12 protein-coding genes are annotated in these 13,398 nt (G+C 72.0%); all 12 read right to left on the bottom strand.

Annotated elements, in window-relative coordinates; translation table 11 throughout:
* Positions 1-88: 88 nt before the first annotated feature.
* A complete protein-coding gene (gene coaBC / locus AF1_RS09235; protein WP_067795095.1) occupies positions 89-1,357 on the bottom strand; it encodes a bifunctional phosphopantothenoylcysteine decarboxylase/phosphopantothenate--cysteine ligase CoaBC in 1,269 nt (422 codons plus the stop codon).
* A gap of 49 nt (positions 1,358-1,406) precedes the next feature.
* Positions 1,407-1,661 carry a DNA-directed RNA polymerase subunit omega gene (gene rpoZ / locus AF1_RS09230; protein ID WP_021597645.1) on the bottom strand — a complete coding sequence of 85 codons (255 nt, stop codon included), beginning with the start codon at positions 1,659-1,661 and terminating at the stop codon, positions 1,407-1,409.
* A gap of 26 nt (positions 1,662-1,687) precedes the next feature.
* Positions 1,688-2,275 (bottom strand): guanylate kinase, encoded by a 588-nt coding sequence (gene gmk, locus AF1_RS09225; protein WP_067795187.1) that lies wholly within the window; start codon positions 2,273-2,275, stop codon positions 1,688-1,690.
* A 94-nt stretch (positions 2,276-2,369) separates the two neighbouring features.
* Positions 2,370-2,696: an integration host factor, actinobacterial type gene (mihF, locus tag AF1_RS09220; RefSeq protein WP_067795092.1), complete on the bottom strand. Its 327-nt coding sequence runs from the start codon at positions 2,694-2,696 to the stop codon at positions 2,370-2,372.
* Positions 2,697-3,488: 792 nt separating this feature from the next.
* Positions 3,489-4,178, bottom strand: a complete 690-nt coding sequence (gene pyrF / locus AF1_RS09215; protein ID WP_067795090.1) for an orotidine-5'-phosphate decarboxylase — start codon at positions 4,176-4,178, stop codon at positions 3,489-3,491.
* Positions 4,175-5,155 (bottom strand): dihydroorotate dehydrogenase, encoded by a 981-nt coding sequence (locus AF1_RS09210; protein WP_067795087.1) that lies wholly within the window; start codon positions 5,153-5,155, stop codon positions 4,175-4,177. Before AF1_RS09210 ends, pyrF begins: the two co-directional genes overlap by 4 nt.
* Positions 5,152-6,039, bottom strand: coding sequence for a dihydroorotate dehydrogenase electron transfer subunit (locus tag AF1_RS09205; protein WP_067795085.1), 888 nt, complete (start codon positions 6,037-6,039; stop codon positions 5,152-5,154). Before AF1_RS09205 ends, AF1_RS09210 begins: the two co-directional genes overlap by 4 nt.
* 75 nt (positions 6,040-6,114) lie before the next feature.
* On the bottom strand, positions 6,115-9,471 hold the full coding sequence (gene carB, locus AF1_RS09200) for a carbamoyl-phosphate synthase large subunit (protein WP_067795082.1): 3,357 nt from the start codon (positions 9,469-9,471) through the stop codon (positions 6,115-6,117).
* Positions 9,471-10,589 (bottom strand): glutamine-hydrolyzing carbamoyl-phosphate synthase small subunit, encoded by a 1,119-nt coding sequence (carA, locus tag AF1_RS09195; protein WP_067795079.1) that lies wholly within the window; start codon positions 10,587-10,589, stop codon positions 9,471-9,473. Before carA ends, carB begins: the two co-directional genes overlap by 1 nt.
* The gene (locus tag AF1_RS09190; protein WP_067795075.1) at positions 10,586-11,872 is read right to left on the bottom strand and encodes a dihydroorotase; all 1,287 of its coding nucleotides are present in this window, start codon (positions 11,870-11,872) and stop codon (positions 10,586-10,588) included. Before AF1_RS09190 ends, carA begins: the two co-directional genes overlap by 4 nt.
* Positions 11,869-12,810 carry an aspartate carbamoyltransferase catalytic subunit gene (locus AF1_RS09185; RefSeq protein WP_067795074.1) on the bottom strand — a complete coding sequence of 314 codons (942 nt, stop codon included), beginning with the start codon at positions 12,808-12,810 and terminating at the stop codon, positions 11,869-11,871. The genes AF1_RS09190 and AF1_RS09185 overlap by 4 nt, the downstream gene beginning before the upstream one ends.
* Entirely contained in the window at positions 12,807-13,382 is a 576-nt protein-coding gene (pyrR, locus tag AF1_RS09180) for a bifunctional pyr operon transcriptional regulator/uracil phosphoribosyltransferase PyrR (protein WP_067795072.1), read from the bottom strand. The genes AF1_RS09185 and pyrR overlap by 4 nt, the downstream gene beginning before the upstream one ends.
* Positions 13,383-13,398: the final 16 nt, after the last annotated feature.

The raw sequence follows: 13,398 nt of genomic DNA, 5'->3' as shown, positions 1-13,398 counted from the left end.
CACAGGTTCCCCACGGGTGTTAGGGCCAGAAGTCTAGCGGGATCGGTGCCGGGCCCCGCCATGCTCGCCGGTCAAAGGGCCTCTTCCCTCATCCGGCGTCCCCCGGGAGGGGACGGCCTCCCGGGCCCTCCGGCGGGAACGGCGGAGACGACGGTTTCAGCCGGGCGCCGACGAGGTCCCAGACGATCTCGGCGAGCGCCTCCTTGGCACCGCGCGGCACCTCGGTCTGCGAGCCGTCCGAGCCGAGGATCACCGCCTCGTTGTCGGGTCGCCCGAACGTGAGGTCCTCGCCGACCTGGTTGACGACGAGGAGGTCGCAGCGCTTGCGGGCGAGCTTGGCGCGACCGTTGGCGAGGACGTCGTCGGTCTCGGCCGCGAAGCCGACGATCACCTGGCCGGGGCGCCGGTTCTCGCCCAGCTCGGCCAGGATGTCGGGGTTCTTGACGAGCCGGATCGGCTCCGGCCCGGCCCCCTCCGTCTTCTTGATCTTCGAACCGCGGTAGCCGGACGGCCGGAAGTCGGCGACGGCGGCGGCCATCACGACCGCGTCGGCGTCGGCGGCGGCCTCCACCACGGCCTTGTGCATCTCCTCCGCCGACCCGACGGAGACGATCCCGGTTCCGGCGGGGTCGGGCAGGGCCACGTTGGCGGACACGAGCGTCACCCGGGCGCCGCGGGCCACGGCCGTCCGGGCGAGGGCGTAGCCCTGCAGGCCGGACGAGCGGTTCCCGATGAAGCGGACGGGGTCGATGGGCTCACGGGTGCCGCCCGCGGAGACGACGACGTGCCGTCCGGCCAGGTCGCGGCCGTCCGCGCCCCGGGCCAGGACATGCCGGGCGACCTCGAACAGCTCGGCGGGGTCTGGCAGCCGGCCGGGGCCGGTGTCCTTTCCGGTGAGCCGCCCGGAGGCCGGCTCGACGACGAGCGCGCCGCGGGACCGCAGCGTCGCCACGTTCGCCCGCGTCGCCGGATGCTCCCACATCTCGGTGTGCATCGCGGGCGCGAACACGACCGGGCACCGGGCGGTGAGCAGGGTGTTGGTGAGCAGGTCGTCCGCCAGCCCGTGCGCGGCCCGGGCGAGCAGGTCGGCGGTGGCGGGCGCGACGAACACGAGGTCGGCGGTCTGCCCCAGCCGGACGTGCGGAACCTCGGCGACCCCGTCCCACACCTGCGGGGACACGGGGTTGCCCGACAGGGCGGCCCAGGTGGGCTCGCCGACGAAGCGGAGCGCGTCGGCGGTCGGGACGACGGTGACGTCGTGCCCGGACTCGGTGAGCCGCCGGAGCAGCTCGCACGCCTTGTACGCGGCGATTCCGGCGCTCACGCCGAGGACGACGCGCGGCTTACGGGAGGTCATGCCGCCACCATCCCATCGGGCGCCGGGCGGACGCGCGGCGGGGGTGCCCTCAGCCCTCGATGGGCTCGGCGTTCAGGAGGCCCTCGCGCGTCTCGCGGAGCGCGATCGACAGCGGCTTCTCCTGCACCTGGGTCTCGACGAGCGGACCGACGTACTCCAGCAGGCCCTCGCCCAGCTGGGCGTAGTAGGCGTTGATCTGCCGGGCGCGCTTGGCCGCGATGCTCACGAGGCCGTACTTGGTGTCGACGACCTCCAGGAGCTCGTCGATCGACGGGTTGGTGATGCCCTCGTTGCTGGCTGCCACTCGGTGGCCTTCCCCTGGTAGGTCGCTTACTGAACAGCCATCAAGGCTACCAGCTCGTCGCATACGTCCTGGACGGACGTGTTGACGAGCGTGACGTCGAATTCCTTCTCGGCGGCCAGCTCCACGCGGGCAGCGTCGAGCCGGCGCTCGATCACCTCGGGGGACTCGGTGCCGCGGCCGGTGAGCCGGCGGACGAGCTCCTCCCAGCTGGGCGGCGCGAGGAAGACGAGTCGCGCCTGCGGCATGGACCGGCGGACCTGCCGGGCGCCCTGCAGATCGATCTCCAGGAGCACCGGTTCGCCGCGGGCCAGGCGCTCCTCGACGGGCCGGCGCGGGGTGCCGTAGCGGTGACCCGCGAACTCGGCCCATTCGAGGAGCTCTCCTTCGGCGACGAGCCGGTCGAAACCGGCGTCGTCGACGAAGAAGTACTGCACACCATCGGTCTCACCCGGGCGGGGGGCCCGGGTGGTCACCGAGACCGACAGCCACACCCGCGGGTGTGATCGCCGGATCTCGGCGACGACCGTGCTCTTGCCGACGCCCGACGGTCCGGACAGGACCGTCAGCCGCCGCGCGAGCGGGCCAGGCGTTCTGGAGCCTTCCGGCGCAGCGATGGGTGCGCCGGAGCCGGGCGGGATGGTGCCGGTTTCGGGTCGCCCCGAGCCGGCCGCGGCGGTCTGACCGCCGCGCCCGCCCGCGAGTCGCGCGTCAGCGGTTCGCACTTCCGCCGAACTCGCTCTCCAGGGACGCGCGCTGGTTCGCGCCGAGACCCCGCACGCGGCGGGACTCGGCGATGCCGAGGCGCTCCATGATCTGCTTCGCACGGACCTTGCCCACACCGGGCAGCGATTCCAGGAGGGCCGACACCTTCATCTTGCCGATGACGTCGTCGGACTGACCCTCTTTGAGAACCTCGGCAAGCGAGGTTCCCCCGTGCTTGAGCTTGTTCTTAACCTCGGCCCGCTCCTTGCGAGCCTTGGCAGCCTTCTCCAGGGCTGCGGCGCGCTGTTCGGGGGTTAGGGGCGGAAGAGCCACGCCGGGTCACCTCAGGTTTCCACTCGACGGAGTCGGACGGGTTGGGAAACTAGCGAGTTCACCGCCCATAAGGCAACGTGAAGTGCCGTTTAGCCCACCATAAATTCGCGAAAATCACTCCCCGGAGTGTCCTGAATACAGAGTGTACACAATCGCGGAGGGTCGGCGGCGCATCCCCGCGCCGTGCTGGGACTTTCGCATGATCGTGAAAATCCCCCCTTTCTGCCCCCAAATGCGGCACTCGATCCCCGCATGTCGCTGCGGTTCGCGTCCGCCGGGGGCCCTCCCGCCGCGCTTCCGGCCCCCGCCGGCGGGCCCGTCCGGCGGCCGCCGGGCACTCCCCTGTGAGGTCCCCCACAAACGATCCCGACCGAGTGACCCTCGTCACGCCCGGCCGTTCCGCACGTCGCGGCGGCACCGTTACTGTCATCCTCGACAACATCCGGCCCCGCCAAGATCCGCTCCCGCTCGGAGGACCGCGCCACCGCACTCAGCTCCCCGCCCACCGCCAGGGCGCCCCATGGACGCGGAACGACCGGCCGCCCCATCGGAGGCGTCTCCGGCGGGAAACGCCACTCCGCGTGAACGAGTTCCTCGTTCGACGCGCACTCGCAATGCGAACACACCGGTCTCGATTTTCGCATGCGACTAAAACCACAATGCGCGATCCCACGCGCCAGAGAAACTTGCCAGAATGCAGTTCTGGTCATACTCGCGCCGCACCCCAATCCCGGCCCGGCGGGCCGGACCCCGCCCACCGACCCGGGGTGCGCCCACCGCCGCGCTCCGGGGTCAGCAGGCTCTGCGCAGGGCGGCGGCTATGGCGGCCGCGGCGGCGCCGGGGTCGGGGGCTCCGGTGATGGGGCGGCCGATCACCAGCAGGTCGGCGCCGGCCGCCAGGGCGGCTTCGGGGGTGGCCACGCGGGCCTGGTCCTGGTTGGCGGCGCCGGCGGGACGGACCCCGGGGGTGATGAGCGTGATGCCGGGGCCGACCTCGGCGCGGACGGCGGCGGCCTCCTGCGGGGAGCAGACGAGCGCCTGGGCGCCCGCCTCGACGGCGAGGGCGGCGAGGCGGCGGACGGCGTCGGGGGCCGGTCCGGCGATGCCGAGGGCGGTGAGGTCGGCCTCGCCGAGGGACGTCAGCACCGTCACCGCGGCGATCTTGGTGGCGGGGGCGGCCTCCACGGCGGCCCGGATCATCGCGGGTCCCCCGGCGGCGTGCACGGTCAGGTAGGACGGCTTGAGGCGCGCCACGGCGCGGGCGGCGCCGCGGACGGTCGCGGGGATGTCGTGGAGCTTGAGGTCCAGGAAGACCTGGACGCGGCTGGCGCCGCGGACGCTGGCGACGACGTCGGGCCCGTACCGCAGGTAGAGCTCCAGCCCCACCTTGACGGTGGAGACGTGCGGCGTGACCAGGGTGGCCCAGCGCGCGGCCGTCTCCAGGTCGGGCGCGTCCAGCGCGACGGCGATGGGGGCGGTCACAGTTTCTCCTTCTCGGGCTCTTGCGGGCGCACCTGGGGCGGGACGTAGCCGGCGGGCTTGTGCGCGAGGCCGACGGCGTCGGCGAGGCGCCCGATGCGGCGGGCAGCGAGGGCCTCCTCCAACTCGCGCAGGACGCGGGGGCCGGCCGCCGGGTCGTGGAAGAGGGCGGTGCCGACGGCGACGGCGGACGCCCCGGCGAGGATGAACTCCAGCGCGTCCAGGCCGGTGGCGATGCCGCCGACGCCGATGATGGGCGTGGTGGGCAGCGCGGCGTGCACCTGGTAGACGCAGCGGACCGCGAGGGGCCGGATGGCGGGGCCCGACAGGCCGCCCGACACGCCGGTGAGGGCGGGACGGAGCGTCTTCGGGTCGATCGCCATGGCCTCCATGGTGTTGATCAGGGTGAGGCCGTCGGCGCCGGCGTCGACGCAGGCGAGCGCGATCGTGGTGATGTCGGTCACGTCCGGGGCCAGCTTGGCGAAGATCGGGACGCCGGGCCGGGTGTGGTCGCGGACGGCGCGGACGACGGACGCGGCGGCGGCCGGGTGCCAGGCGAACACGCGGCCGCGGTCCTCGACGTTCGGGCAGGCGACGTTGACCTCGATCGCGGCGATGCCGGGGACGCCCCGCAGGCGGCGCGCCAGGTCGCCGTACTCCTCGATGCTGCCGCCGGCGACGGAGACGATCGTGCGGACGTCCTGTTCCATGAGCCACGGCAGGTCACGTTCCAAGAACGCCTCCACGCCCGGCCCGGGCAGGCCCATGGCGGTCAGGAGTCCGCTGGGTGTCTCGGCCACGCGTGGTGTGGGACGTCCCGCGCGCGCTTGCGGCGTCACCGACGTGGTGACGAACGCCCCCAGGCGGTTGAGGTCGAAGAACTGGGCGAGCTCACGTCCCGTCCCGCCGCACCCGGAGGCCGTCATGACGGGGTTGGGGAGTTCCAAAGGCCCGAGTGCGGCCCTGAGCCGGTCGCTCACCGCGAGCCCCCCTCGGAGACGTTCAGGACGCGCGGCGCGCCCAGCGCGTCGAACGGGATGGTGCCGAGGTCGCCCCAGCGGACGCGGTCGCCGCGCAGGACGGGACCGTCCGCGCAGGCGCGGACCATGCGGGTCACGCCGTCATCACCGTGGACGGGGAGCATGCACGTCATGCACACGCCGATGCCGCACGCGCCGGTCTCCTGGAGGAACTCCTGCACCGACACCTGCGAGGGGAGGCCGAAGTCGCCGGCGACCTGCGTGACCGAGCGCAGCAGGCCGGTGGGGCCGCAGCCGTAGACGACGTCGGCGCCGGTCTCCTCGATGACGCGGGGCAGGACGTCGCGGACCGTGCCCTTCTCCCCCATCGAGCCGTCCTCGGTGGCGACGGTGGAACTGTCGCCGATGCGCTGCGCCATCCGGGAGCCGAACACCTGCCGGGCCGAGGCCCCGCCGAGCACGAAGTGCACCCGGCAGCCGCGCCGCAGCAGCGTGTCGGCGAGCGCGAACACCGACGCACCGCCGGGCCCGCCGCCCACGAGCAGGCAGTTCACCGGGTCGCGGGGCAGCCGGAACGGGCGGCCGAGCGGCCCGACGAGGTCGATCTGGTCGCGGGAGCGGCGGCCGGCGAGCCAGCCGGTGCCGGGCTCGGTGTCGGCGAACACCAGCTCGACGGTGCCGCCGTAGTCGGATTTGACCTCGTGCACCCCGAAGCAGCGGCGGACCAGGCGGGACGTGTACTCGCCGCCGACGGCGAGCGCCACGAACTGGCCGGGCCGGAACCGCTCGGCGATGGCCGGGGCCACCAGCGTCATCGCGTGGTAGTCCTGCACCTGGCGGACCGTCAGGACCGTCGCCGAGGTCTGCACCGGCGTGTCGGACACCCGTCTCCCTCTCCTCGTCATGCGCCGCGCGGGGCCGGGCGGACGCACCGCCCGCCGGTCCCGCGCGGCCTGTCGTCACCCGGGCGTCACGGTGCCGTCCGGCGCTCCCGTCCGGCCGTGCGCGCCGCTGAGCCGCTCGGCGTGCTCCTGGAGGGAGCGGACGCCGACCTGGCCGCCGGCGACGGCCTCGATGCCCTGCACGGCCGCCGCGAGGCCCTGCACGGTCGTTACGCACGGTACGCCCCGCAGCACCGCCGCGGTGCGGATCTCGTAACCGTCGAGCCGCGGCCCGGACTGGCCGGGGCTGCCGAAGGGCGTGTTGACGATGAGATCGACCTCGCCGTCCAGGATGCGCCGCACGATCGTGGGCTCGCCGGACGGGCCCGGACCTGCGCTGTGCTTGCGCACGATCTTGGCACGCACGCCGTTGCGGCGCAGGACCTCCGCGGTCCCTTCCGTGGCAAGAATCTCAAAGCCCAGGTCAGCGAGGCGCTTCACCGGGAACACCATGTGCCGTTTGTCGCGGTTCGCCACGGACACGAACGCGCGCCCCTTGGTCGGCAGCGACCCGTAGGCGGCCTGCTGCGACTTGGCGAACGCGGTGCCGAACACCTCGTCGATGCCCATGACCTCGCCGGTCGAGCGCATCTCGGGGCCGAGGACGATGTCGACGCCCTGCCCGCGCTCGTTGCGGAACCGGTCGAACGGCAGGACGGCCTCCTTCACCGCGATGGGCGCGTCCAGCGGCAGGTCGCCGCCGTCGCCCGTCTCGGGCAGCAGGCCCTCCGCGCGCAGTTCGGCGATGGTGGCGCCCATCATGACGCGAGCCGCCGCCTTGGCGAGAGGCACGGCCGTCGCCTTGGACACGAACGGCACCGTGCGGGACGCCCGCGGGTTCGCCTCCAGCACGTACAGGACACCCGCGGAGAGCGCGTACTGGACGTTCATGAGCCCGCGTACGCCGACGCCGCGTGCGAGCGCCTCCGTCGACTCCCGGATGCGGCGGATGTCGTCGTGCCCAAGAGTGATCGGCGGGAGGGCGCACGCCGAGTCGCCGGAGTGGATGCCGGCCTCCTCGATGTGCTCCATGACACCGCCGAGGTAGAGCTCCTCGCCATCGAACAGGGCGTCCACGTCGATCTCGATGGCCTCGTCCAGGAAGCGGTCGACCAGGACGGGGTGTTCGGGGCTCGCCTCCGTGGCACGGGTCATGTACGACTCCAGCGTGACGTCGTCGTACACGATCTCCATGCCGCGCCCGCCGAGCACGTACGAGGGACGGACGAGCACGGGATAGCCGATCTCCTCGGCGATCTCGCGTGCCTCCTCGTAGGACGTGGCGGTGCCGTGCTTGGGCGCGAGCAGCCCCGCCCTGTGCAGGACGTGCCCGAACGCGCCCCGCTCCTCGGCGAGGTGGATGCTCTCCGGGGAGGTGCCCACGATGGGCACTCCGGCGTCCTTGAGCTTCTGGGCCAGCCCCAAGGGCGTCTGGCCGCCGAGTTGGACGATGACACCCGCGACCTCACCGGACTGCTGTTCCGCGTAGACGGTCTCTAGGACGTCCTCCAGTGTCAGGGGCTCGAAGTAGAGCCGGTCGGAGGTGTCGTAGTCGGTGGAGACCGTCTCGGGGTTGCAGTTGACCATCACGGTCTCGTAGCCGGCCTCGGCCAGTGTGAACGACGCGTGGACGCACGAGTAGTCGAACTCGACGCCCTGGCCGATGCGGTTGGGGCCGCTGCCCAGGATGATGACCTTGGGCTTGGTCCCCGGCGGGACCTCGGTCTCCTCGTCGTAGGCCGAGTACAGGTAGGGAGTCCGTGCCTCGAATTCGGCGGCGCAGGTGTCGACCGTCAGGTAGACGGGGCGGATCCCGAGCGCGTGCCGAAGCTCCCTGACGACCTCCTCGGAGAGGCCGCGCAGCTCGCCGATCTGCGCGTCGGAGAACCCGTGCCGCTTGGCGCGCAGCAGCTTGTCCTTGGTGAGCGCGTCGTCGGCGGTGCGGATCTCCTCGGCGACCTCGTTGATGGCGGCGATCTGGTCGAGGAACCAGGGATCGATGCCGGTCGCCTCGTACAGCTCCTCGATGGTGGCCCCGGCCCAGAGCGCGCGCTGGACGTCCTTGAGGCGTCCGTCATGCGGGCGCTTGGCGGACTCGACCAGCTTGGCGGCGTCCGCCTCACCGGCCCAGCTGAACGACGAGCCCTTCTGCTCCAGCGACCGCAGCGCCTTCTGCAGGGCCTCGGTGAAGCAGCGTCCGATGGCCATGGCCTCGCCCACGGACTTCATGTGCGTGGTGAGCGTGCCGTCGGCGCCGGGGAACTTCTCGAACGCGAACCGGGGCACCTTCACCACGACGTAGTCGAGCGTGGGCTCGAACGACGCGGGCGTCTCCCGGGTGATGTCGTTCGGGATCTCGTCCAGGGTGTAGCCGATCGCCAGCTTCGCCGCGATCTTGGCGATGGGGAAGCCGGTGGCCTTGGACGCCAGCGCCGACGACCGCGACACCCGCGGGTTCATCTCGATGACGATCATCCGGCCGGTGCCGGGATGCACCGCGAACTGGATGTTGCAGCCGCCGGTGTCGACGCCCACCTCGCGGATCACCGCGATCGCGACGTCCCGCATGTTCTGGTACTCGCGGTCGGTCAGCGTCAGCGCGGGCGCGACCGTGATCGAGTCGCCGGTGTGCACGCCCATCGGGTCGAGGTTCTCGATGGAGCACACGATCACCACATTGTCGTGGCGGTCGCGCATGACCTCCAGCTCGTACTCCTTCCAGCCGAGGATCGACTCCTCCAGAAGGACCTCGCTGGTCGGGGACGCGTCGAGCCCGGCGCCGGCGATGCGGCGCAGGTCGTTCTCGTCGTGGGCGAAGCCGGAGCCCCGCCCGCCCATCGTGAACGACGGCCGCACCACCAGCGGGTAGCCCAGCTCGCCGGCCGCCGCGAGGCATTCGTCCATCGTGTGGCAGATGACCGACCGGGCGGACTCGGCGTTCAGGCCCTGCTCACGCGCGACCTTGGCGACGACCTCCTTGAACCGCTCGCGGTTCTCGCCGGCCTGGATCGCCGCCACGTCGGCACCGATCAGCTCGACCCCGTACTTGGCGAGGACACCGCCCTCGTAGAGCGCGATGGCCGTGTTCAGCGCCGTCTGGCCGCCGAGGGTCGGCAGCAGCGCGTCCGGCCGCTCCTTGGCGATGATCTTCTCGACGACCTCGGGGGTAATCGGCTCGACGTAGGTGGCGTCGGCGAACTCGGGGTCGGTCATGATCGTGGCCGGGTTGCTGTTGACCAGCGTCACCCGCAGGCCCTCGGCCTTCAGCACCCGGCACGCCTGGGTGCCGGAGTAGTCGAACTCGCACGCCTGGCCGATGACGATCGGCCCGGAGCCGATGACCAGGACGGACTTCAGGTCTTCACGACGCGGCATTACCTCGACGCCTCCATGAGCTCGCAGAAACGGTCGAAGAGCCCGGACGCGTCGTGCGGGCCTGCGGCGGCCTCCGGGTGGTACTGGACGCTGAACGCGGGGCGTTCGAGGAGCCTCAGCCCCTCGACGCAGCCGTCGTTGAGGTTGATGTGGCTGACTTCAGCGGGGCCGTAGGGGGTGTCGAACGGGCCGTCCGCGGGCGCGTCGACCGCGAACCCGTGGTTGTGGGCCGAGACGACGACCTTGCCGGTCGCGCGGTCCTGGACGGGCTGGTTGATGCCCCGGTGGCCGAACCTCAGCTTGTAGGTGCCGAGGCCGAGCGCACGGCCGAAGATCTGGTTGCCGAAGCAGATGCCGAAGAACGGGGTTCCGGTGTCGAGGACGCCCTTGAGCGCGTCCACGGCGTAGCCGGCGGCGACGGGGTCACCGGGGCCGTTGGAGAAGAACACGCCGTCGGGCCTGAGGGCGAGGATCTGCTCGGCCGTGCTGGCCGCGGGCAGGACGTGCACTTCGCAGCCCCGCTCGGACATCCGGTACGGCGTCATCGCCTTGATGCCGAGGTCCACCGCCGCGACGGTGTAGCGCTTCTCACCCTTCGCCGGGATGACGTAAGGCTCCTTGGTGGAAACGTCCTTTGCAAGGTCGGCGCCCTCCATCGAAGGGCTCTGCCGCACACGCTCCACAAGGGCGTCCTCATCGGGCGCCATGGCCGCCGGCCCGCTGAAGATGGCGGCGCGCATCGCCCCCCTGTCGCGCAGGTGCCGCGTCAGCGCGCGCGTGCCCGGGATGGCGATGCCCACCACGCCCTGCTCGCGCAGCGCGGACCCCAGCGACCCGGTGGCGCGCCAGTTGGACGCCACACGGGCGGGCTCACGCACCACATAGCCGGCCACCTGGATGCGGCCGGACTCGGGGTCCTCGCCGTTCATGCCGGTGTTGCCGATGTGGGGGGACGTCATGGCCACGATCTGCCGGGCATAGGAGGGATCGGTGAGCGTCTCCTGATAGCCGGTCATCCCGGTGTTGAAGACCATCTCACCGAAGGTCTCCCCCTCGGCCCCGTACGCGACCCCGTGGAACACCCTGCCGTCTTCCAGAACGAGCAGAGCAGGGTTCATTGAAGCTTCCCTTCCAGGACGGTCGGCTTGCCGCGCAGGAACGTCGCGACGACCCGGCCGGGCAGTTCCAGCCCCGCGAACGGGGTGTTGCGGCTCTTGGAGGTCATCGCGGACGGGTCCACGGCACGGCGCGGCAACGGGTCGTACAGCGTGATGTTGGCGGGCGAACCTGCCTCCAGCGGACGACCCTGTCCGGAAAGGCGGCCGATGCGGGCGGGACGGCGGGACATGCGGTCGGCGACCCCGGCCCAGTCGAGCAGGCCGGTCTCGACCATGGCCTCCTGGACGACCGGGAGCGCCGTCTCCAGCCCGATCATCCCCATCGCGGCCACCGCCCACTCGGTCTCCTTGGCCTCGACCGGGTGCGGGGCGTGGTCGGTGGCGACGCAGTCGATCGTCCCGTCGGCGAGGGCGTGCCGCAGCGCGGTGACATCGTCGGCGGTGCGCAGCGGCGGGTTGACCTTGAAGATCGGGTCGTACGTCCCGGCCTTGGCGTCGTTCAGCAGCAGGTGGTGCGGGGTGACCTCGGCGGTCACCGGGCAGCCCTTGCTCTTCGCCCACCGGATGATCTCCACCGACCCGGCGGTGGACACGTGGCAGACGTGCAGCCGCGACCCGACGTGCTGGGCGAGCAGCACGTCCCGGGCGATGATCGCCTCCTCGGCGACGGCGGGCCAGCCGCGCAGGCCGAGCGCGGCCGACATCTCGCCCTCGTTCATCTGCGAGCCCTCGGTGAGGCGCGGCTCCTGCGCGTGCTGGGCGACGACGCCGTCGAACGCCTTCACGTACTCCAGCGCGCGGCGCATGATGACCGCGTCCGACACGCAGTGGCCGTCGTCGGAGAACACCCGCACCCGCGCGGCCGAGTCGGCCATCGCGCCCAGTTCGGCGAGCTGCTCGCCGGCGATGCCGCGCGTGACGGCCCCGACGGGCTGGACGTCGCAGTACCCGGCCTCGCGCCCGAGGCGCCACACCTGCTCCACCACGCCGGCCGTGTCGGCGACCGGGTCGGTGTTGGCCATCGCGTGGACGGCGGTGTATCCGCCCATCGCGGCGGCCTTCGTCCCGGACTCGACGGTCTCGGCGTCCTCACGGCCGGGCTCGCGCAGATGGGTGTGGAGGTCGACCAGGCCGGGGAGGGCGATGAGCCCATCGGCGTCGATGATCTGCGCGCCGGCCTCGTCCAGGCCCCGCCCCACCTCGGCGATGGCACCCTCGCGGACCAGGATGTCGGCGGCCTCGCCACCGAGGATCCGGGCGCCCTTGATGATGTACGTCGTCACTGGGAGACCTCCTTGCCGATCGCCGACTCGGAGCCTCCGAGCAGCAGGTACAGGACGGCCATGCGGGCGCTGACGCCGTTGGCGACCTGCTCGACGATCGTGGAACGGACGGAGTCGGCGACCTCGGCGGCGATCTCGACGCCGCGGTTCATCGGCCCGGGGTGCATGACGATGGCGTGCTCGGGCAGCTGCGCCATGCGCTCGGCGTCCAGCCCGTAGCGGCGGCTGTACTCGCGCACGGTCGGGAAGTAGGCCGCGTTCATCCGCTCCTGCTGGACGCGCAGCATCATGATGACGTCGCTCTTGGAGAGGACGCCGTCCAGGTCGTAGGACACCGAGCACGGCCACGTGTCGATGGCGACCGGCAGCAGCGTCGGGGGCGCGACCAGGGTGACGTCCGCGCCGAGCGTGTTCAGCAGCAGAACGTTGGATCGCGCCACACGGCTGTGCAGGACGTCGCCCACGATCGTGACCTTGCGGCCCTCCAGGTCACCGAGGCGCTTGCGCATCGTGAACGCGTCCAAGAGCGCCTGGGTGGGGTGCTCGTGCGTGCCGTCACCGGCGTTGACCACGCTGCCCTGCACCCAGCCGGCGAGCCGGTGGGGCGCGCCCGACGCGCCGTGCCGGATGACGACGCCGTCCGCGCCCATCGCCTCCAGCGTGAGGGCCGTGTCCTTCAGGCTCTCGCCCTTGGACACGCTCGACCCCTTCGCGGAGAAGTTGATGACGTCGGCGGACAGCCGCTTGGCCGCGGCCTCGAACGAGATGCGGGTACGGGTGGAGTCCTCGAAGAAGAGGTTGACGACCGTCCGGCCGCGCAGCGTCGGCAGCTTCTTGATGGAGCGGCCCGCGATCTGCGCGAGCTCCTCGGCCGTGTCGAGGACGAGCAGCGCGTCGTCGCGGCTCAGGTCGGCGGCGGAGATCAGATGGCGGTTCATTCGGCACCCCCCGCAGGGTCGGACGGCACCGGCCCGAGCAGCACCGCGTCGCGTCCGTCGTTCTCGTCCAGCAGGACCTTCACGGTCTCCCGCATCGAGGTGGGCAGGTTCTTGCCCACGTAGTCGGCGCGGATCGGCAGCTCCCGGTGCCCGCGGTCGACCAGGACGGCCAGCTGGACGGCGCGCGGCCGGCCGAGGTCGTTGAGGGAGTCCAGCGCGGCGCGCACCGTCCGCCCGGAGAACAGCACGTCGTCGACCAGCACGACGATCTTGTCGTCGACGCCCTCCGCGGGCAGCTCGGTGCGGCCGAGGGCGCGGGCGGGCCGCATCCGCAGGTCGTCCCGGTACATGGTCACATCGAGCGAGCCCCAGGGCACCGGGCGGCCCTCGACCTCGCGCAGCGCACCGGCCAGCCGCTCGGCCAGCGTCACGCCGCGGGTCTGGATGCCGAGCAGCAGGACGTCATGGCCGCCCTTGGTCCGCTCAAGGATCTCGTGTGCGATACGGGTCAGCGCGCGCCTGATGTCGGGACCCTCCAGAACGGCCTTGGACCGGGGATCACCGTCCGCCACGCGCGCCGCTACCGGC

This window comes from Actinomadura formosensis NBRC 14204 (assembly GCF_001552155.1).
GTDB classification, from domain to species: domain Bacteria; phylum Actinomycetota; class Actinomycetes; order Streptosporangiales; family Streptosporangiaceae; genus Spirillospora; species Spirillospora formosensis.
This window is presented reverse-complemented; position numbering and strand designations above follow the sequence as displayed.